This is a genomic window from Phyllobacterium sp. 22229 (assembly GCF_052056495.1).
Classification (GTDB): domain Bacteria; phylum Pseudomonadota; class Alphaproteobacteria; order Rhizobiales; family Rhizobiaceae; genus Phyllobacterium; species Phyllobacterium myrsinacearum.
Genome location: NZ_JBQEPA010000002.1, coordinates 341,133 through 361,248 on the forward strand (window position 1 = coordinate 341,133; position 20,116 = coordinate 361,248).

A 20,116-nucleotide genomic window follows, 5' to 3' on the forward strand; every position below is an offset into this window, starting at 1 on the left:
GTTTATGAGCTCGTCCGCGCAGAGTCAGCCGATGGATCAACTGCAATCGCGATTTTTCCCTGGATACCGTTGTTCGGGGTCTCAAGCTGGGCATGGGCGAGGGGGAGGTCAGCGAGCGAATAGACAGCCCCAACGTGCGGCCGCAGCTGACCACGCTCTACCAATGTGCTCAGTTCATCAAGTTTGCCGCGGTTCTGTCTTGTGAAAACGAAGTGATAACTCGCGTTCTTGCCCCATGCTTCAATAAGGTTCTGCGGCTGTGCGATGTCCACGATCGTAACAACGCGACCAAGTTGTGCGAGCGCGTCGGGGCTGCGGGACAGCGTGTTGCCGCCGATGGTGTCGAACACGACATCGACCCCGCGACCATCTGTTTCCCGCACAATAGCGCTGACATAATCTTCCTTTTCGTAGTCGATGACTACATTCGCTCCAACACTTCGTACGAATTCGAAGTTATCTTCGCGTACAGTCGTGAATACCTTCGCACCGATGGCTTTCGCGACCTGGATCGCCACATGACCGACCCCTCCTGCGCCGCCGTGGATCAGGATGCTTTCTCCCACTCTTAGAGCTGCGCGCTCAACAAGGGCCTCCCACACCGTCCCGCCAACCAGGCTCAGACTTGCTGCTTCGAGATGGCTTAGTGAGGAGGGTTTCCTTCCGATGATGTTTTCGTTCGCAACGTGGTACTCAGCATAGCTTCCCGACCCGTCAAATATTTGCGGGGTGTACCAGACTTCGTCTCCTGGAGAGAACGTCGTCACGCTTGGCCCGACTGCTTCGACAACCCCGGATACGTCATGACCGGTAATGGCCGGCAATGGTACCAAGTCGCGATAGTCGCCGCGCCGAACCTGATAATCCAATGGGTTGATCGACGTGGCATGTACGCGCACCAGGACTTGTCCCGCATGCGGAACAGGCTTTGGCACGTCGCAAAGCTCGAACGATTCCGGGCCGCCAAATGATTTAAGTGTCATCGCTTTCATTGCAGATCCTCGTTTCGGTAATATGGAATATAGAGAATTCTCGATATGTTATGATAAAAGATCACAGTTCTTTCCCTATGATCTCGGCAAGAGCACTGATAGTCGCCTCGTTCCGCTTGTAGTAAGTCCATTGACCTATGCGTCTGACTTCTACCAGGCCAGCCCGTTGCAGGGTTGCGAGATAATCAGACACCGTTGACTGCGACAGTCCGACGCCTTCCTGAATACTACTGACGCAGACGCCCACAGTATGAACGTCACCTTCATCCTGCGGAGGAAAGTTCTTCACGGGGTCCTTCAAACCCTGCACGATTTCAAGACGTGTCCGATTTGAGAGAGCTTTGAATATTTCGAGCAAATCCATGCACAAGACATATCGGAAATAAGCGATATGTCAATACGGTAAATGACGACGGAGTTTGCAGCTTGGTTGAAAGGATATCGAAGGCTGTCTAACGATGAGCCGGTAATGGTCCTGTTGCTACGGTCGCGTCTAAATGCCTCAATGACTTTACGAAGTCGATGTCGCCGTGCCGCTAACCGATTTTCGCAAGATTGGCACCGCGAAGTCTATGAATGCGCGTAGGGCGCCGCCTTCGAAACGTCGCGGCTGGAAGACCAGATGCACGGGGATCGGATCCGGCTCGTATTCAGGGAGAAGGGCAATGAGAGTGCCCTCTGCGATCTGGCGCTCAACCTGATAGGAGAGTGGGCGCACAATGCCCATTCCGCGTTCAGCGGCGTCGATCGCCGCGCCTGCGCTGTTGAGTGCAATGCGACAGGATACGCGTACAGACCGAACCCGATGCGCCGATGCGCTTTCCCGGTAAGGCCACAGCTCCTGAGCCCCGGCTTCGTTCAAGCCGATACACCAATGGTTGGCCAAGTCGGTGGGACGGGTCGGCACCGTGCGTTCGGTGAGATAGGACGGGGCGGCACAGGTCAGTCGGCGCACCTCGCCTATCCGGATCGCACGCATCGACGAATCCGGCAGATCAGCAAGGCGAACGGCGATGTCCACACCTTCGCCGACGAGATCAACCAGGCGATTGAGGAGAAGCACCCGGACCTGTATGCGGGGATGCGTCGTCAGAAAGCTTTCGATCACGGGCATCACTTTCATGCGTCCGAACAGTTCCGGCGCGGTGATCACCACACTGCCGCTGATGTCCATGTCCTGTGTCCGGGTTTCAAGATGTGCGAGTTCTTCCAGCATGAGCCTGTATGTCGACACATGACGCTCGCCCGCCTCTGTGATGGCAAAGCGCCGCGTCGTGCGCTCGAGAAGCCGCTCACCGGCTGTGGTTTCCAGTTGTGTGACAGCCCGCGTCACCGAGGCCGGAGACAGGCCAAGCTTGCGAGCAGCACCGGCAAGGGAGCCAGCTTCCACCACAGCAACGAAGATCGACATGGCTTCGAGACGATCCATCAGTGTTTCCAACCCTGTAATCAATACTTTCAGAGTCTTCTTATTATTCTCCAAACTGAAATGCACTACATTTCTGAAAACAAAAGAAAGGTGCACACGATGACAATACGTTACGGGTCCAAAAAAATCGGCGATGTTGAAGTTTTCTACCGTGAGGCCGGTCCAACTGATGCGCCGGTGATCCTGCTGCTGCATGGATTTCCGACCGCCAGTCACATGTTCCGTGATCTGATCCCGCTCCTTGCCGATCGCTTTCGGCTCATTGCGCCGGACCTGCCTGGCTTCGGGCAGACCAAGGCACCACCAAGGGGTGCATTCGACTATACGTTCGACCATCTTGCCGACGTGATCGAGGGCTTCACAGAAGCCATGTCGCTTGATCGATACGCGCTCTATATCTTCGACTATGGTGCGCCGGTGGGGCTGCGTCTGGCGATACGCCATCCCGAGCGGGTTACCGCCATCATCTCACAGAACGGCAACGCCTATGTGGAAGGGTTCAGCGACCAGTGGGGCCCGTGGGAGACCTATTGGCGCGAACCGAGCACCGCGAACCGGGAAGACTGCCGCCCCTCGCTGGCGCCGGACACAATCCGCCACTGGCAATATGGCACCGGGGCCGATCTTAACTTGCTGTCGCCCGATGGCTATGAGCTCGACATCGCCTATATGGCGCGACCCGGAGCCGAGGAAATCCAGCTGGACCTGATCCTCGACTATCGCAGCAATGTCGTGCTTTATCCTGCTTTCCAGTCTTATTTCCGCGAGCATCGCCCGCCTCTGCTGGCGGTTTGGGGGCGCCATGATCCGGCGTTCATCCCGGCCGGGGCTGAAGCTTACCGCCGTGATCTTCCGGATGCAGAGATCCATTTGCTGGATGCCGGACATTTTGCACTGGAGACCCATGCTGCGGAAATCGCGGAGCGAATCCGCGCCTTCCTCTGAGGCAATCCATATCCCCCTAGATGCTGGCGCCGCAAAACATGCCAAGGGCGGCTGCGATGCCAAACCGAAATCCTGGCGCCGCCCGATCTGTCTGCCAGCATCTGGGCGCGCCGAATGTTGAGAAAGGCTCTTGATATGACGAAACCCACTGCCATTTTTCCCGCAAACCGTCACGCGCTCTACGAGGCCCACGGCTATTCGGCTGCCATTGCCTCCAGAGATCTCCTGTCTGTGTCCGGTCAGGTGGGAAGCGGCGAGGATGGCTCGCCTGAGCCGGATTTTGCTGAACAGGTCCGACTGGCCTTTGCCAATCTAAGGGCGACGCTGGCGGCTGGTGGTTGCAACCTCGATGACATTGTCGACGTTACGAGTTTTCACACCGATCCCGAGAACCAGTTCGCAGCCATCATGGCGGTGAAGAGCGAAGTCTTCCCCGAACCGCCTTATCCGAACTGGACAGCGATCGGGGTTAACTGGCTTGCCGGTTTCGATTTCGAGATCAAGGTGATCGCGCGTATTCCAGTCAGGAATTGAGATCTCGCTTCCTGCACAGGCTGCCTTTGGCGCATTCGTCAGCCAACAGTCGCTGGCGCTGTGGTCAAATCCAGCATGCACCAACACTAAACCCGGCACTGTAACCTTAACTTTCCGCTGGTTCTGATCAGGTACAATGGTGCCTTTGATAGCGCAGTTATGCTGCTGTTGACGAGAACTTGTTGCGGGGAAAGTGGTGAAGATTGGCAATAGGATCATGGATGGAGACAAATCGCTGAAGCTGCCTTGATGATTTGAAGCGCTTCACGATCCTTTCTCGTCGCCGTGTCGGCTGATGCGAATTTTCTGCCCGATTGTTCAGTCCCTTGTGCTGGCGATGCTAGCCTGTTTTTATGAACTGGCTGTTTCAGCCAATGACGCTACGCGACCACGTTACGGATAAAGTGCACCGTTTCAATGGTCTTATTCAGATACGAATACTCCTGCGCGGAGCCATAAATCTGGAAAGATCCGGCCGGATGGTCGGTCTCCATGCCGCTTCGGACAAGCGTGAGCACGCCCTCGATGACGAAGATCATCTCATGCCACCCCTGAGGATCAGGTTCGGCGTCGTACCGTTCGCCTGCTTCCAACGACCATCGCCACATCTGTGTTTCTTGCCCGGCGGGCGCGGTGCCGAGCAGGACACCAACGCTGTTCTCGCCCCGTCCGCGCCAAGTCACCTCGTCTATGTCTGTCGACGACCGGTCCGGATCCCTGACAAGGTCGACAAAGGTGACACCCATCGCTGCGCCGAGCTTGTCGAGACTCGATAGACTGATGTTCGCATCTCCTGCTTCAACGCCGATAATCATACGGCGGCTGATGCCGGATGCCTCGGCCAGTGCGACTTGGCTCATACCCGACGCTTGCCTCAGGCGGCGCAGGTTGCCTGAAACGTGAGAAAGCACATCTCTGCGCTCTTGACTGTGCAATATATTGCTCATAGGTTCTCTCTACTCTTAACGGGCAGACGTTTCAACAGTGAATTCGACCGCGCAGTTAACCATTTGCGCGGATGGAGACGCATGTCCACTGCTGTCCGGATGGTTAAAGGTGAGGCTTCTTATGACGCAACAGATCGTACTCGATGAAACCCAGATCACGGCGCTCCTTCCCAAGGTCGACATCCGTGGTGCGCTTGAGTGCATGTTTCGCGCACTTGCCGACGGGCAGGCCGTACAGCCGCCTCAGACTCTGAGCGTCTTCCCAGACGATACCGGCGACTTCATTACGTACCTGGGCGTCTTTGCCAAGGAAAAGGTGTTCGGTGTCAAGCTCTCCCCTTACATTGCGGGCGAGGGAAAGGCGCTGGTTACGGCCTGGACTCTGCTGATGTCAATGGAAACAGGCGCGCCGGTCCTGCTGTGCGATTCCAAGAAGCTCACCACCGAACGTACGGCCGCGACTTCCATCGTCGCTGCTGACGCTCTCGCGCCCAAGCATGCTTCTGTGCTGACGATCGTAGGTTCCGGCCCGATCGCGCTCGCGCATCTCGGCTATGCCGAAGGAATCCGTGACTGGAAGGAAGTCAGGATAGCGTCGCCGAACATCGCCGGCCATACCGGCATTCCTAAGAAGACCACGAACGGCGTCACCATCACGAAATACGCAAACGTCGACGAGGCGGTGCGCGGTGCTGACGTCGTGCTCTTGTGCACGTCCTCCGGCAAACCGGTGATCAACGCCACGTCATTGTCGAAGGCTGCTGTCGTCACCTCGATCAGCACGAACGTCGCCAACGCACACGAAGTCGACCCGGCCGCTCTCCAGGACTTCGACGTCTATTGCGACTATCGGGCGACGACGCCTGCATCGGCCGGTGAGATGAAGCTTGCTGCGGCTGCAGGGAGCTGGAGTGCGGAATCGATCCGGGGAGACCTTCCCGAACTGCTTTCCGGCCGTGCGACTGCGCCAAGCCGGGAGCGTCCGGCTTTCTTCCGTTCGATTGGCCTCGGCCTCGAAGACATCGCCGCTGCCGTCGCGCTGCTCGCTGCCGCACGCGCCTGAACAAGAACCAGAAAACACGAGGACAATGCCATGAAGATCCGCAAATTCGGCGTCGAAATCTGGATGAACAAATATGAGACGCAGTGCGAGCTCAACCTCGCCGAAACCTGCGTTGAATCGCTGACCGTTGCCGAACTGCTTGATATGGCGGGTATCAACGACATCGCGCAGCAGCTTCATCCACTGAAGCTGACATACGGCGAAATCGAGGGCAGCGTCCGCCTTCGCAACCTCGTGGCCGACCTGTACGAAAAGCAGAAGATGGAGAATGTCGTTACCACCCACGGTGCGATTGGCGCGAACGCTCTTGTTCACCAGACGCTGGTGGAGCGGGGCGACCGCGTGGTTTCCGTTCTGCCGACATACCAGCAGCACTACTCGATACCGGAGAGCATCGGCGCTGACACGCAAATCCTGAAGCTCACCGAGAAGACTCGCTTCCTGCCGGATCTCGAGGAACTGAAGACGATGGCGACACCCGGCACCAAGCTGATCGCCATCAATAACCCAAACAACCCGACCGGCTCTTTGATGGACCGCGCCTATCTCGAGAAGATCGTCGAGATCGCTCGGGATTGCGGCGCATGGATACTCTGCGATGAAGTCTATCGTGGCACGGACCAGGAGGGCGAACTTGGCATGACAGCATCCATCGCCGACCTCTACGAGAAAGGCATTAGCACTGGCTCGATGTCGAAGACGTACTCGCTGGCCGGCCTTCGCCTCGGCTGGATCGCCGGCCCCGTGGAACTGATCCATGCGGTCTCTGTTCACCGAGATTACAACACGATCTCGGTCGGCATGCTCGACGATCATTTCGCTGCGATCGCATTGGAGAATAAGCACAAGATCCTTAAGCGCAGCCACGAGATTACCCGTACAAACCTTGCGATCCTGTCGGAGTGGGTGGATGCTGAGCCGCTGATCTCGTGGATCAAGCCGAAGTCCGGCACGACCGCACTCCTGAAATACGACCTGCCAATTTCCTCGGAAGAGTTTTGTATCCGCCTTCTGAAAAAGACCGGGGTCATGTTTACGCCAGGCAGTGCGATGGATATGGAGGGGTACCTTCGTATCGGCTACACGAACGGCGAAGCTGTTTTGCGCGAAGGCCTGAAACGCGTGTCGGCGTTCCTTAGGGAGGCCGCTTCATTGGCCGCTTGATCCTCAACCATTCAAGAATTCCAACCGCCCTCTCCCAGGGCGGCAGGAGAAGTTCGTTTCTAACAAAAGGGGAATATTCATGAAACGATTGACAGTCATTCTCTCTCTTGGTGCCGCTCTTCTGGCTAGCGCCGCATCGGCGGACGACCTCCGCATTGGCACAAGCGCTGATTACCCACCCTGGGAATCCGTGGACGGTGCTGGAAACATTGTCGGCTTTGACAAGGATGTCGGCGACGAGATTTGCAAGCGCATCGCTGCGACATGCGCATGGCAGAACCAAGCCTATGACGGTCTTCTTCCGGGATTGCAGGTCGGCAAGTTCGACGTCGTCATTTCAGGTGTCTCGATCAACGACGAGCGATCTCAGAAGGTCGACTTCTCAGTGGCCTATGCCGATGCCCCGAACTCGATCGTCGTCGCCCCCAGCAACAAAGCTGCGTCCGCCAAAACGCCTGCTGATCTGCCCAAGGCGCTCGCGACTGCCGCCATCGGTGTGCAGAGCGGAACCACACACGAGCAGGTTATCCGTGCGCATTTCCCGGAGGCGGACGTTCGCACATACGAGCGCCCTGACCAGATCGCCGACGACCTTATTGCCGGCCGCATCGAAGCGGGTCTTATGGAGCGCTCCGCTTGGGCGCCTCTCGTAAAGGATCGTGGCGCTGACAAGCTCGTCTACGCTGGACCGTTGCTGACAGGCGCCGACTTTGCTGAGTTCGGAAAAGGCCAGGGGGTCGCAATGGCTAAGGGCAAGGCCGAACTCAAGGGAAAGATCGACGCTGCGGTAGAAGCCATGCTCAAGGACGGAACCATCAAAACGATTGCCGAGAAATATTTCGGCTACGATGTGTCCAAGAAGTGACGTCTTAAGGGAGGCGGCACGCCGCCTCCCTTCTTCAGGAGTGCACATGCAAATTGCAGCAGAAATCCTCGCCGCGGCTAAGCAAGATCTCGCAGACCTCGTTTCGATCCGATCCGTCAGCGCTCGAGCTGAAGACCTGGAAGCCTGCGCGGACAAGGTTGAAGACCTTCTCTCTGGGGCGGGCTTCGATACCGGCCAATACCCCGGCGACGTCGGACCGTTCGTTGTCGGCGAAACGGGAGAGGGACCGTTCACCCTGGTTATCTACAACCACTATGATGTGCAGCCCGAGGACCCGGTCGATCTTTGGACCGAACCGCCGTTCGTTCTATCTGAGCGGGATGGTCGTCTCTATGGGCGCGGATCGGCCGACGACAAAGGCGAGTTCGTCAGCCGTCTTGCAGGCTGGCGTGCCTTTAGGAAGTCATGTGTCGAACCTCTTCCATTTAAAATCATCTGGATCGTCGACGGAGAAGAAGAAATTGGCAGCCCCTCGCTCGCGCGTTTCCTCGAACGCAGGTTTCCCGAAACCACGGCCGATCTCTGCTGGTGGGAGTTCGGCGAGGTCGACAAGACTGGACGCCCGATTATTCTCATGGGATTCAAGGGCATTCTCGCGATCGAACTCGGTTGTCGAACCGCAAAGGCTGACCTTCATTCGAGCCTCGGGGCGATCTTTGACAACCCTCTTTGGCGTCTGGCAACTGCCGTATCCTCACTTCGAGACGATAAGGGACGTGTTCTGATCAAGGGCTTCTACGACGACGTTGTCGAACCAGATGACCGCAGTAAGCAGTTGGCGGCGGTTCCACCATTCCCGCTTGTCGACCTTCAGCAGGAAACGGGCGGCGAACGTCTACTCGCAGGCGTCGATGCCGATACATTCTACGAGCACATCAATTTCGAGCCATGCGTAAACGTCAACAGCTTCCACGGCGGCTACGGCGGGGAGGGTTCAAAAACAGTGCTCCCGTGTGAGGGCGTTGCTAAGCTGGACTTCCGACTTGCGCCAGGCCAGCGCCCTTTACTGGTCGCCGAATTGTTGAGACAGCATCTCGACTTGAACGGGTTCGACGATATTTCGCTCAAAATCCTCGATGCGGAAGTCCTTGGCGTCCGAAGCTCCTCCTTGCATTTCGCAATCGACTTAGGGGTGGACCTTTTGCAGCAAGCGTTCGGACGCCCGGCCATCATCCAACCAAGCTCTGCAGCATCGGGTCTCGCCCATCCGTTCGTTAACAAGTTCGGTTGCACACTATTTGGGGCAGGCCTGACACATCACGGCGCAATGCTTCACTCCCCGGACGAAAACATTCTCGTCTCTCATCTTGAAAACATGATCTGGTTTTCGGAGCAGTTTTTCGCAAGCCTGAGCGATCGCTTTCGCCTATCAACGGAGGGATCACGCGATGTTTGAGGCGGTCTATCAATACCGGGACCAGCTCCTTCATGGACTTGGGATGACATTGGCAGTCGCCATAGCAAGCTTTGTAATCGGATTTTTGATCGCGGCTGTCCTTGCACCTCTGGCGGTCTACGGTGGGCCGTTCTTACGCCGCGCAATCATGGGATATGTCGCCCTTATACGCGGTTTGCCGGAGCTTCTGGTGATATTCCTGATCTTCTACGGCGGCACGGTTTTCATGACCAAAATTGCAGGCCGCTACATCGAGGTCAATGCATTGACTGCGGGCATCGCCTCGCTCTCGATCGTTGCCGCAGCTTACCTGACCGAAATTCTGCGCGGTGCGCTTTTGAGCGTCGCGCACGGGCAATGGGAAGGCGCGTTGTCTCTCGGCTTTCGCCGCCCGCGTGCGTTTTTGATGATCATTCTGCCGCAAATGATGTTGCGTGCTTTGCCGGGGCTTGGGAACCAGTGGCTCGTCGTGCTGAAGGAGAGTGCGCTTGTTTCCGTCGTCGGCCTTGAAGAACTCATGCGCAAGTCTGTCGTGGGGGCCGGGGCAACTCATCAGCCTTTAGCGTTCTACCTCACAGCAGCAGCGCTTTACATAATGGTCACCGGCGTCTCGACCCTTCTTCTGAAGGCTTACGAAGCGCGCCTCATACCGCATATGAGGTGACGTATGTCATTAGACCTTTTTCTTCCGGCCTTTCTCGCAGTCAAGAACGGATTCTTGCTGACCGTGGCGATCACGATCGCCAGCTTTGCGCTGGGACAGATTCTCGCGTTGCCGTTGGCACTCGGCCTGACGTCGACCCGGCAGGCAATCCGAGTGCCCGTTTCAACCTATACCTTTCTCATTCGCGGAAGTCCGCTGCTGGTACAACTGTTTATAATCTATTACGGTCTCGGGCAAATCGAACTTGTAAGGAACAGTTTTCTTTGGCCTGTGCTTCGCAGTCCGGTCTACTGCGCAATTCTGGCTATCGGTCTGAACTCGGCCGCCTACGCTGCGGAACTTCTGGCGGGCGGGATCAGGCAACTTCCGACCGGGCAGTGGGAAGCTGGACGGGCGCTGGGCCTGCATAGGACCGCCTTGTTGTTGAAAATCATCCTTCCCCAAGCCTATCGCTCGGTTCTTCCTGCGATCGGAAACGAACTCGTTCTGGTGATGAAGGGCTCGACGCTCGCAAGTGCGGTAACGGTGCTCGAAATGACTGGTGCAGCTCGCGTCTTCGTCGCCCGCTCCTACGCACCTTTTGAAACCTTCCTCATCGCCGGCACTATCTACCTGGTTATGGGCGCAGTCTTTGGAAGGATCTTCCGCTTTATCGAGATAAAAGTCGCTATCCCGGGGCGTTAAGTCTGGTTGGGCGCCACACCCGGCTGGTTGCTGAACATCTGCTAAAAAGGAATATTTGGCAAGGCGGCCCAAATGCTACCGCAGATTGGGGCGGTTGATCCTGCTCGACCGTGCCATCACGCCTGACCATCCCTTTCCTCGCTGAGTCTCTTGGATGCACGGTATCTAACTCTTTGGGCAGCACGGCCAGGCCGCATCGCCTCGTCCTGATCTGAGGGTTGCGGCAATCTGGCGAGGTTCGCATTGAGGCTATGTTTCGACCGCCAGTTCCTGATGCCTCACGCTTCTACAGTGATATACATGTTGCTTAGTTCACCGCCGCTAGAGGCGTCAGAGAGAGGTGTTGCAGAAGCGGATATTTTGGAGGGCACATAGCAGAGTCTATTGCACTACCCTGCGTCGGTCGCGCTAGGATCTAATGAAGGTGCTTGCCAATCCCGCGGCTTGCGGCGAGGTCGGATGCGTTATGCAGTAAAAACCTGAAAGGTCCGCGGGTGATACACACTATCGTGCATCTCAGCATCACTCATGCGGAAAATCGCCTATCAGCAGTCCGAATGATACGTGGGGTGGCCTGCGCGTGTACATTTTATCGTTCCAGGATTTTGCGCATAATCGTCATGATGTGGCGTTCGATGTGTTGAATACTCCCGTTTTGAGCAGAAATCTGAGCGCCTTCGAACAGAAATGTGATCTCCGCAGTCGTGAGCTGCGGATTTGGAATGTGGGCTTTGCGGCACATCTCTAAGACGCGCCCGGCCTGTGCGGTCTTGTGCGCCTCGATTTGCTGGCGCAGAGGGCTTTCTCTGTCTTCGATCTCGGCGATTGTATTCACAAACGGGCAGCCCCGGTGGGATATTGTCCTCAAACCCCGTGAAATAAACTCGGCCAATGCCATAAGCTGCGCGCGTGGGTCATCGTGGTGTACTCGTTCAATTTCGTCCAGCGCATGGCGATAGCGATCAATGGTTGCCGTCAACCAATCCTGGATGAGGGCATCGCGTGAATCAAAATGCCTATAGATGCCCATTTTTGTCGTCTTCGCCTCAACTGCGATGGCGTCCATTGTCACATGCTGGATGCCATTCTCATCAAACAGTTTGTAAGCGGCGGCGGTAATGCGTTCTTTCAGCGAAGACATCTGATCCTCTCAAACAATCAATCTTGACAATGATACTTCTTAGTATCATTGATACTGCACAGTATCATTCTGCGAATGTAGTTCATTGAAAAGAGGAAGCAAGCATGAATCTGCACGACTATGCCGTCCAGGACGCTCTGGGGCTTGCGAAGCTGATTGAAAATCGGGATGTGGCAGCGCATGAAGTTATGGCTGCGGCTTTGGAGGCGTATAACTTAGTCAATCCAGACTTAAATGCTGTTGTAGGGATTTGGCCGGACGAGGTGATCATGCCGCAATCTGAGCTGGCAACAAACGCAGCCTTTTCGAATGTGCCGTTTTTGATCAAGGATCTAGGAGCAACGCGAGCCGGGCGCGCGAGTGAGCTTGGCAGCCGTATCGCCGCCGACATGGCTGCACCGGCGGATTCGAACCTGATGAAGCGGTTTCGGCAAAGTGGACTGATACCGATCGGACGAACGACCACACCGGAGTTTGCGATCAGCACGACCACTGAGAGTATTGCCACTGGCCCGACGCGAAATCCGTGGAACACCAGCCGAAGTGCGGGCGGTTCAAGTGGGGGTTCCGGAGCTGCGGTAGCGGCTGGAATTGTTCCTTTTGCCCATGCGACTGATGGCGGTGGCAGTATTCGTGTGCCTGCTGCAGTAAATGGTTTATTCGGTTTGAAGCCGACCCGGGGAAGGGTTTCCAACGGTCCTTTTGTTGACGAGGTTTGGAGCGGGCTGGCGGTACAGTTCGGTATCAGTAGGACAGTCAGAGACAGCGCAGCGCTTCTGGATGCCGTTCATGGAGGTGGTACGGGTGAGCCGTATTATATTCCATCGCCAGAAAACACCTTCCTTTCAGCGTTGGACGCCGATCCGCAACCGCTCAGGGTTGGGTTTATGCTTCATCCGATCAACGGCACACAAACGTCGCCTGCAGTGGCAGATCAGCTTTGCCTAATTGCGAGGCTTTGTGAGAATCTCGGTCACGACGTGGAGGAGGTTCAACTTGATCTCGGAGTTTCGTGGGAAGCTTTCGTTCATGCCAATGCTCAGTTCTGGGGGGTAAATACTGCTGCCTGGATCGATTTGGTGGCGAGATTGACCGGCAGAAAGCCTGACCGTGACGTACTTGAGCCGGCAACATCTGCCGTTTATGCCTATGGACAAAAAGTAAGTGGCCTCAATCTGCTCGAGGCGCTTGATACAAGAAACAGTGTGACGCGCTCCCTCGGAGCCTTTTTTGACCAATATGACGTGCTGTTAACCCCAACCTTGCCTAACCTGCCGCCTCTTATTGGCGAATACAATAACGGCCAAGACCACCTGGATGGCCTGGAGTGGGTGGAGCGGGTGTTCAGTTATTCACCCTTTACCGCTGCAGCAAATGTTGCCGGTATACCTGCGATGTCCGTGCCCTTATCCGTTGATGCAGCAATCGGTATGCCCGTGGGGTCGCAATTTACCGCAGGCTTTGGTCAAGAGGCTCTGCTTTTTAGCCTGGCGGGTCAGCTGGAGCGCGCTTTGCCTTGGATCGGACGACAACCATCGGTATGGGCTGGCAGATTGGGTGCAGAAGTTGGTCTTACATAATCGGCCAGAAAGCCATTGAGTGAGTACCGAAGTGGTGTTGCTCGATAATATCTGACACGCCGTTGCATTCTACCGACGGCTTATTCAATCCCTTTTGTGTAGATTCAATCATAAGGTCGTCCCACGCAATTGCAATGTGCTGATCAAGAGCGAGCAAGCGTCTGGCAATCGATGTTTTGCTCGTTGGCAGGCCGGAAATAGTCTCCCCTTTAAGACCGCTGATGCCCAACAGCATTGCTCCCGAGCGTTTCTTTCTTTGAACGCCGTGGGCTTCACCCGTGCCAGATGCTGCGGTTGGAGATTTCATGGATGAGTCGGAACAGGATGTGCTTGCCTACATGACGTTCCCAGCACAACAGCGCGCCAAACTGCACATCACGAACCCATTTGGAACGTCTCAACAAGGAGATATGCTGTTGATGTTGGCTGAGTGCGGTGGCGGCTCAGTTCCGCGTGGAGATCAACACGTATAGACGTTACCGAAGAGGTGATTTTGCGAGCCGCAGGCAGGATCTTTTCTCTCTAGGCTTTAGCGCTCCTCGCAGCCTTCATCGCATCGGCAAGCTTCCGGTTAAGATGTGCAATGGCTTTGCGTTCGTCTGAACTCCAGTCCGCCAGCAATGCGTCAAGCAGCTTTCGTCGTGCCCGCACAATAGCAAGCACCTTCTGACTGCCGTTCTTTGTGATAATGGCTTGATTGATACGCTGATCTACCCTTGCTGCCTGGCGATCGACTAGTCCCAACATCTCCAATTTTGCTAGTTGTCTACTGATCGTCGAATGATCGCGACCCACCTGTTCAGCAAGCTCAACGACGCCGATAGAGCCAGCTGTTCCAATACGAACCAGCAATGGAAACAACGCCCGGTCGAGCGATACGCCGGCTTCTTTCAACAGCACGTCATCTTGACGTGGGCTGTTCAGGATGCCTACCAGATCAATCAGGGCTGCAGCCAGCGCATCGGAATTGTGTGTATCTTGCACGCTTTACAAGCCTCCATGCAGTTGTTATGTTCTGTGCATGATACACGCATATACATCAGAACAGAAGCGCAGACCAAACATCCTGGTAATCATGGGTAGCGTCCGAGCTAATCGGCTTTGTCCTCAGATTGCAGCTTGGGTGATCGACATTGCACGTGCCGAAACCAGCTTCCATTCCGAACTAGTCGATTTGATTGACTGGCCATTGCCAATGAATGACGAGCCGGACATTCCGGCAGCCGGTGCCTATCAGCAAGTGTCCACGAGGGCTTGGAGTGAGAAGATTGCCGGTGCCGACGCAGTCGTGTTCGTAGCGCCTCAATATAATTGGGGTTATCCTGCCGTACTCAAGAATGCGATCGATCATCTATATTCCGAGTGGCGCAACAAACCATTGGTCATCGTTACCTATGGTGGTCACGGTGGCGGCAAGTGCGCGGCCCAGCTCAAGCAGGTTGCAGAGGGCTTGAAGATGCGCATAATCGCAACGATGCCTGGTATTACACTGCCCCGCTCAACGATTGAGGGCGCACCGCTGGATATGGTTGCGGACATCCATCATCAGGATGGCTCCCTAAAGCAAGCTTTGCTGGAGCTGGAGGCTGAGCTTGACGATAGCTTCTTACAGGACTCCTAAGTTTTGAGAGCCTCGTCCATCGGTTAAGGGACGGAGGCCAACTTTATATCAGTCACACGCTATCGGTTAGCCAACATGTGGCCAATAGCTGTTAAAGGCAGGTGCAGCGTCCCCAGATTGACGAGAAGGGGTAGCATCCCCATTTTCGCTTGCAGTGCAGACAGCTGCAATGCTAAGAGCTAGCTGTCGCACCACTGGCGACCGTAAGCGTTAACGTCACTCAACGCGCAAGCCTGAGACCGACTCAGTTGGTTCTCTGCAATTGCGCTTAGGTGATGATTTGACGCTCATTCCAGAAACGACCGCTAAGGCGGTGCTGGTATTAAATAGGTTCGAGGGCCTCAAGGGTAGGGGCTGCTTGCCCTCTAGCCTCCACACATCGTCATATCTCAGCGCATTGCATAGAACCGCCGATTGTCTCGGGTTCATCCACCTTATGGAGCGTGCAATGATAAACTTTACCTCACCCGCAATATCCTCCCTGATCGACCGGCTCTTCGCGGATGCCGATGCTATCGAGGAGGCCTATGATCGGCAGATGGCAGATGTCCCGCCCGAAGTCCGCAACGCGGACCGGGCCGATTATCGGCGTTTCTATGAGCGCCTCAAGGAGCAGCCACTTGCGGTCTCCCGCGAAACCGGTGTCCTTCTCTATATGCTTGCGCGCGCTACCGGTGCCCGTACTATCATCGAGTTCGGGACATCTTTCGGGATATCGACCATCCATCTTGCTTCGGCGCTACGAGACAATGGGGGCGGCCGCCTGATCGGTAGCGAGTTTGAGCCTTCGAAGGTCAATCGCGCTCGTCAGAATATTGAAACCGCCGGCCTGTCTGACTTGGTCGAGATTCGGGAAGGCGACGCGCTGGAGACATTCACGCGCGATCTGCCAGAACAGATCGACTTCGTTTTGCTGGACGGCGCTAAAAATCTCTATCCTTCAGTGCTGTCCCTTTTAGAGGGGCGTTTGCGGCTCGGCGCGCTGATTATTGCCGATAACGCGGACGCAAGCCCGGAATATCTCGCGCGGGTCCGGTCTGTTAAACATGGCTATCTCTCAGTGCCTTTCGCTGCAGATGTGGAGTTGTCTCTGCGCCTAAACGCGGCGGGTGCCAATCAGACCAGCATACGGTCGCCCGCGAAGCAGGCCGGTCCTGATCGAAGGTCGTTCAACATCAACAATTGAATAACAACGGTGTGCGGATACGTCACGAGACGTATCCGCACGTAAATGGTGAAAGCTATGACTAAGACGAGTTTTGCAGTGGTAGCGAGAGTACAGCGATGGCTCAGCACAGTCGTTAACTTGCGGAAAACAATGGGCAAAAAGAAGCATGTAAATGATCTTTCCGATCATATTTTATGGGATATCGGCTGGCCCGATTCCTATTGTGAGCGGTTGCTAACGCCGTTGAAGAGGGCGGAGCAAAGCCACCGTGAAAGCAGCGGCCAGTATGAGAGTACAAACGCGCCCAATGGACCTGGGCAGCGCGCCCCGCGATCAAGAGAGCGGGTTACCTCCCTTGATTTGCAGGACTAGTCCACGAGAAGAAGGGCGCGATCGCCAGAATAATCGGCATCTGCAAAGGCTGTTAATTGACGGCTGTTTTTTGGACATCAAGCATTCATCGGAATGAGCCACATCGGGGGCTGAGCCTGATACGGCAAACGACCCCACGATATGCAAGATGTGTGCTCGCTAAACACAGCTCTTTCCGTATTGTCTTGCATGTTCCTCTGTCCCATCACTTCCGAATGCTCGGTCGTCTAGACAGTTCACTGGATTGTTGTCGGGCTCAAGGCCACAAGTGATTGATCAATGCCCTGAACGCGGGAGATGTCCTGGTCCGGTTGGGATAGTACAGGCTAAAACCCGGCAGAGCCGGAAGCCAGTCTGACAAGACGGAGATAAGCCGCCCGGACTTGATATCCTCGCGAACCTGAGCCTCAAAAAGGTAGGCGAGACCCAAACCATCAACAGCGGCGGAACGTATCGCCTCGCCATCGTTGAAAATCAGTGGGCTGCTTGTCTTGAGCTCGACAGTCTTGCCCTTTTTTGACAATGGCCAGCGATAGAGTCTCCTCGAGCTGACGAAGCGATATCCGATGCAGATATGCGCCGAGAGATCATCGGGATGCGTGGGAACCGGGCCGTGTTTTTGGAGATATTCCGGGGAGCCCACGATCACAACAGGTGCGGATCGTGTAAGAGGCACTGCGACCATATCCTTATCGACCAGGTTGCCAAACCTGATACCTCCATCGAATCCTTGGGCTACGACGTCGCTGAACCCCTCGTCGACCGAAACCTCAATTGAGACGTTCGGATATTTCTCGCGAAACGACGTGAGCGATGGACGCAGAATGGTCTCGTAGGCGATGGAAACCATCGTCAACCGAACGGCACCTGAAACAGTCGAACGCATCTCCTGCAGGTTGGCGAGTTCATGGCCGATGTCCCGAAGGGATGGCACAAGCGTCCCGAGAAGTTGCCTTCCCGCCTCCGTCGGCGCGACGGTGCGCGTGGTCCTGGCAAGCAGCGCTATGCCGACACGTTGCTCAAGCTGGCTTACCGCATAGCTGAGAGACGACTGCGAAATTCCAAGCTCGGCTGCGGCAGCCGTAAAACTCTGGTGTCTTGCTACGGTCTCGAAGACAGCAAGGTCACGAAGCACGAGGCGATCCATTTATCCAACTCATCGATAGAGGCATGCAAAATATGCTATCTAATAGATAAGCCGCCAGTTCGCTATATCCAAATCCTGAAATTGAATTGAGAGGTATGAGATGACGATGAGCAAACTTAAGCTGGCAGCCTTTATGGGAACATTGATGGCTGCCCCCGCCTTTGCTGATGCGACAAACGTTGTGCTGGTGCACGGCGCGACGATGGACGCATCAGGCTGGCGACCAGTTTACGATATTCTAAGAGCGAAGGGCCTGAAAGTGAGCGTCGTCCAGCTGCCGCACACCAGTCTGGCGGACGACATCGCCGCCACCCGGCTCGTCGTCAAGCAGCAGAAGGGTCCGACAGTGCTCGTTGGTCACAGCTACGGCGGAGCGGTGATCACGGAGGCAGGAACCGACGACGTGGTAAAGGCACTGGTGTACGTGGCCGCCCTGCAGCCCGACAAGGGCGAGAACCTGACCGAGCTTTCCCAGCGATACCCGATGAAGATCGACATGGATATGCTGGACGCTCACACCTTCGTTCCTAGCCCGACTACCTATCGCGACACGATCGCCGCGGATCTTCCCAAAGATGTAACCGACTTCATGTCAGCATCCTCAAAGCCGATGACCGTGGAGACGTATCAGGTAAGGTTCAACCAGGCGGCGTGGCATGAGAAACCGACATTCGGCATCGTAACGACCGAGGATCGGGTCATTTCTCCAGAGCTGCTCCGTTGGATGTACAAGCGGGCAGGAACTAAAACGACAGACATCAAGTCTAGCCACATGGTCTACATGTCTCACCCGCAAGAAACAGCAGACGTCATTCTTCAAGCCGTGAAGTCGGTAAACTAACTGTCCTTTCCTCGGACATAGGATGGACTATCTCGATAGCGCTCGTGTTTTCGCTTGAACATAGAGTTTGTCGGGCTTTGTTCTCGACGACATTTGTTCGTCGGGAAACCTTCGTGTCGTTTCTAGGGTTGCACGTGGTCTTCCTCGTCTAAAATCGAGGCCTGAAATAATGTCATGATGGTGCTAAGCGACCCTTCATAAGGTGTCGCAGTGCCCTAAATCTTGTACTGAGATTGGGTTGGCATCGGTCGGCCAAAGCCTTTTATCAATCGCATGGCTCTCGGTTCGAATCCTCTTAAGACGGACATTGGATAGCTACTCCATAACCGGATTTTCATGGGATTGTAGACATTCACGCTACAATCAAAAATGCTCTAGATTCGCCTGTGATGGGCATTTTCACAGGAAGATTTACGAGTCCTTCGCAGCGCGTACAACCGATTGTTCCCTCGCCACTTTTGAATTTGGAAAAGGTGTGAAATCAATACACTCCTGGAGACAATGTTATACAATTGACCGTCGCTTGTTGGAGCCTTGAAGATATGAGCAGCATCGATACAATGTTTCATAGTGTGGTAGATAAAATCGATACTGCAGATTCATTGGCAGAACTCCCCGATGTCCTTGACCTTATCAAGGAACGGTATGGGTTGCAGAACGTCGCCTACTTTGCGGTTAATCTCCCGGCAGGCATCGGGGATGAGCCATTCCTGGCGGTCACGTACTCACAGGAATGGATAGATCACTACAAGGAATGTCGCTATGTCAAAATTGATCCGGTTCTTTCAACCGGCTTTTCCTCGATTCTGCCGATAGATTGGCGTGACCTTGACCACAAAAGCAGCAGACTGAGAAATCTGTTTGGAGAGGCTGCGGATTTCAATGTTGGTAGACAGGGTTTAACTTTCCCCGTCAGAGGCCCACTTGGGGAACGGGCACTTTTCACTATTTCAGGTGAAGCTTCCGATCAGGAGTGGGACGGCGCTTTGAATATCTACAAACGTGATTTTCATGCGATCGCTCATCATTTCCATTGGTTTTTGATGCGGTCAGCAACATTAGAATCCGAAATGGTGCACCTCTCGCCACGCGAAATCGAATGCCTGAAATGGGCAGCAAAAGGTAAAACCACGGCACAGATTGCAGATATTCTCTCACTGTCGGAACGCACCGTTCGATTTTATCAAGATCGAGCGCGAGTGAAACTCAAGGCCGCTAACATTACCCATGCCGTATCAAGGGCGCTGGATCTGAGTTCCTTTGCTTTGATGAATGATCTGTCAAATCCGCCGTATTGACGGGCAGGCGCAAACCATCACAATTTCCTTGACGCCTGCAAATCGATCATTGTGATTGTGGAGATACGTGGATTCATACTCAGCTCGTGAGAATTTGCTTTCGGCTCCAGTTGGGTCATAAGTAGTCCCTTGAAGTCTAAGTCGGGCTTTGCAGCAAAGGAGGAAGCATGCCGATTTACTTGCAGATTGATGGAATTCAGGGCGATGCGACGCAGGAGACGCACAAGCGCTGGATGGACATTGA

The 20,116-nt window shown here is 55.1% G+C and carries 22 protein-coding genes and 2 pseudogenes; 14 read left to right on the plus strand and 10 right to left on the minus strand.

Annotated elements, in window-relative coordinates; translation table 11 throughout:
- Positions 1-2: 2 nt before the first annotated feature.
- The 3 genes from ACTJJ7_RS03830 to ACTJJ7_RS03840 form a co-directional block, all read right to left on the minus strand.
- Positions 3-992 (minus strand): zinc-dependent alcohol dehydrogenase family protein, encoded by a 990-nt coding sequence (locus tag ACTJJ7_RS03830; RefSeq protein ID WP_105737621.1) that lies wholly within the window; start codon positions 990-992, stop codon positions 3-5.
- A 61-nt stretch (positions 993-1,053) separates the two neighbouring features.
- Entirely contained in the window at positions 1,054-1,356 is a 303-nt protein-coding gene (locus ACTJJ7_RS03835) for an ArsR/SmtB family transcription factor (RefSeq protein ID WP_105737619.1), read from the minus strand.
- Positions 1,357-1,503: 147 nt separating this feature from the next.
- A complete protein-coding gene (locus tag ACTJJ7_RS03840; protein WP_158531344.1) occupies positions 1,504-2,421 on the minus strand; it encodes a LysR family transcriptional regulator in 918 nt (305 codons plus the stop codon).
- 99 nt (positions 2,422-2,520) lie between these two features.
- Here ACTJJ7_RS03840 and ACTJJ7_RS03845 point away from each other — a divergent pair, with 99 nt between their 5' ends.
- On the plus strand, positions 2,521-3,366 hold the full coding sequence (locus ACTJJ7_RS03845; RefSeq protein ID WP_440965506.1) for an alpha/beta fold hydrolase: 846 nt from the start codon (positions 2,521-2,523) through the stop codon (positions 3,364-3,366).
- 135 nt (positions 3,367-3,501) lie between these two features.
- On the plus strand, positions 3,502-3,900 hold the full coding sequence (locus tag ACTJJ7_RS03850; RefSeq protein ID WP_440965466.1) for a RidA family protein: 399 nt from the start codon (positions 3,502-3,504) through the stop codon (positions 3,898-3,900).
- A 157-nt stretch (positions 3,901-4,057) separates the two neighbouring features.
- Here the strand turns inward: ACTJJ7_RS03850 and ACTJJ7_RS03855 are convergent.
- Together ACTJJ7_RS03855 and ACTJJ7_RS03860 are read right to left on the minus strand one after the other, a co-directional pair.
- Positions 4,058-4,240: pseudogene (locus ACTJJ7_RS03855) on the minus strand (DDE-type integrase/transposase/recombinase); the annotation flags it as partial.
- Positions 4,241-4,280: 40 nt separating this feature from the next.
- Positions 4,281-4,847 (minus strand): XRE family transcriptional regulator, encoded by a 567-nt coding sequence (locus tag ACTJJ7_RS03860; RefSeq protein WP_105737610.1) that lies wholly within the window; start codon positions 4,845-4,847, stop codon positions 4,281-4,283.
- A gap of 121 nt (positions 4,848-4,968) precedes the next feature.
- Between ACTJJ7_RS03860 and ACTJJ7_RS03865 the strand changes: the two genes are divergently transcribed.
- The 6 genes from ACTJJ7_RS03865 to ACTJJ7_RS03890 all read left to right on the plus strand — a co-directional run bounded on the left by ACTJJ7_RS03865 (position 4,969) and on the right by ACTJJ7_RS03890 (position 10,704).
- A complete protein-coding gene (locus ACTJJ7_RS03865; protein WP_105737608.1) occupies positions 4,969-5,910 on the plus strand; it encodes an ornithine cyclodeaminase family protein in 942 nt (313 codons plus the stop codon).
- Positions 5,911-5,940: 30 nt separating this feature from the next.
- The gene (locus ACTJJ7_RS03870) at positions 5,941-7,074 is read left to right on the plus strand and encodes an aminotransferase (RefSeq protein ID WP_105737606.1); all 1,134 of its coding nucleotides are present in this window, start codon (positions 5,941-5,943) and stop codon (positions 7,072-7,074) included.
- Between the two features lie 79 nt (positions 7,075-7,153).
- Entirely contained in the window at positions 7,154-7,939 is a 786-nt protein-coding gene (locus tag ACTJJ7_RS03875; protein ID WP_440965469.1) for a transporter substrate-binding domain-containing protein, read from the plus strand.
- Between the two features lie 46 nt (positions 7,940-7,985).
- Complete coding sequence (locus tag ACTJJ7_RS03880; RefSeq protein WP_130272839.1) at positions 7,986-9,356, plus strand: M20/M25/M40 family metallo-hydrolase; 1,371 nt, start codon at positions 7,986-7,988, stop codon at positions 9,354-9,356.
- A complete protein-coding gene (locus ACTJJ7_RS03885) occupies positions 9,349-10,020 on the plus strand; it encodes an ABC transporter permease subunit (protein WP_105737600.1) in 672 nt (223 codons plus the stop codon). Before ACTJJ7_RS03880 ends, ACTJJ7_RS03885 begins: the two co-directional genes overlap by 8 nt.
- 3 nt (positions 10,021-10,023) lie before the next feature.
- Positions 10,024-10,704, plus strand: a complete 681-nt coding sequence (locus tag ACTJJ7_RS03890) for an ABC transporter permease (protein WP_105737597.1) — start codon at positions 10,024-10,026, stop codon at positions 10,702-10,704.
- Positions 10,705-11,293: 589 nt separating this feature from the next.
- On the opposite strand, the gene ACTJJ7_RS03895 is transcribed toward ACTJJ7_RS03890, so the two are convergent.
- A complete protein-coding gene (locus ACTJJ7_RS03895; RefSeq protein ID WP_130272840.1) occupies positions 11,294-11,845 on the minus strand; it encodes a TetR/AcrR family transcriptional regulator in 552 nt (183 codons plus the stop codon).
- 104 nt (positions 11,846-11,949) lie between these two features.
- Here ACTJJ7_RS03895 and ACTJJ7_RS03900 point away from each other — a divergent pair, with 104 nt between their 5' ends.
- A complete protein-coding gene (locus tag ACTJJ7_RS03900; protein WP_440965472.1) occupies positions 11,950-13,425 on the plus strand; it encodes an amidase in 1,476 nt (491 codons plus the stop codon).
- On the opposite strand, the gene ACTJJ7_RS03905 is transcribed toward ACTJJ7_RS03900, so the two are convergent.
- A complete protein-coding gene (locus tag ACTJJ7_RS03905) occupies positions 13,418-13,732 on the minus strand; it encodes a hypothetical protein (protein WP_440965474.1) in 315 nt (104 codons plus the stop codon). The two genes, ACTJJ7_RS03900 and ACTJJ7_RS03905, sit on opposite strands and share 8 nt — an antisense overlap.
- Between ACTJJ7_RS03905 and ACTJJ7_RS03910 the strand changes: the two are divergent.
- Positions 13,731-13,836 (plus strand): annotated as a pseudogene (locus ACTJJ7_RS03910) (transposase); the annotation flags it as partial. The gene ACTJJ7_RS03905 and the pseudogene ACTJJ7_RS03910 sit on opposite strands and share 2 nt — an antisense overlap.
- 111 nt (positions 13,837-13,947) lie before the next feature.
- Here ACTJJ7_RS03910 and ACTJJ7_RS03915 read toward each other — a convergent pair.
- Positions 13,948-14,409: a MarR family winged helix-turn-helix transcriptional regulator gene (locus ACTJJ7_RS03915; RefSeq protein WP_245421235.1), complete on the minus strand. Its 462-nt coding sequence runs from the start codon at positions 14,407-14,409 to the stop codon at positions 13,948-13,950.
- A gap of 37 nt (positions 14,410-14,446) precedes the next feature.
- Between ACTJJ7_RS03915 and ACTJJ7_RS03920 the strand changes: the two genes are divergently transcribed.
- Both ACTJJ7_RS03920 and ACTJJ7_RS03925 read left to right on the plus strand, forming a co-directional pair.
- Positions 14,447-15,046, plus strand: a complete 600-nt coding sequence (locus tag ACTJJ7_RS03920; RefSeq protein ID WP_440965476.1) for an NADPH-dependent FMN reductase — start codon at positions 14,447-14,449, stop codon at positions 15,044-15,046.
- A gap of 448 nt (positions 15,047-15,494) precedes the next feature.
- The gene (locus ACTJJ7_RS03925; protein ID WP_440965478.1) at positions 15,495-16,232 is read left to right on the plus strand and encodes an O-methyltransferase; all 738 of its coding nucleotides are present in this window, start codon (positions 15,495-15,497) and stop codon (positions 16,230-16,232) included.
- A 610-nt stretch (positions 16,233-16,842) separates the two neighbouring features.
- On the opposite strand, the gene ACTJJ7_RS03930 is transcribed toward ACTJJ7_RS03925, so the two are convergent.
- Positions 16,843-17,733, minus strand: a complete 891-nt coding sequence (locus tag ACTJJ7_RS03930; RefSeq protein ID WP_440965480.1) for a LysR family transcriptional regulator — start codon at positions 17,731-17,733, stop codon at positions 16,843-16,845.
- Positions 17,734-17,839: 106 nt separating this feature from the next.
- On the opposite strand from ACTJJ7_RS03930, the gene ACTJJ7_RS03935 reads away from it, so the two are divergent.
- Positions 17,840-18,574, plus strand: coding sequence for an alpha/beta fold hydrolase (locus ACTJJ7_RS03935; protein WP_440965482.1), 735 nt, complete (start codon positions 17,840-17,842; stop codon positions 18,572-18,574).
- Between the two features lie 542 nt (positions 18,575-19,116).
- Positions 19,117-19,872, plus strand: a complete 756-nt coding sequence (locus ACTJJ7_RS03940) for a LuxR family transcriptional regulator (RefSeq protein ID WP_105737583.1) — start codon at positions 19,117-19,119, stop codon at positions 19,870-19,872.
- A gap of 17 nt (positions 19,873-19,889) precedes the next feature.
- On the opposite strand, the gene ACTJJ7_RS03945 is transcribed toward ACTJJ7_RS03940, so the two are convergent.
- Positions 19,890-20,116, minus strand: a 227-nt coding sequence (locus ACTJJ7_RS03945) for a hypothetical protein (RefSeq protein ID WP_440965484.1), incomplete at its 5' end; no start/stop codon positions are given.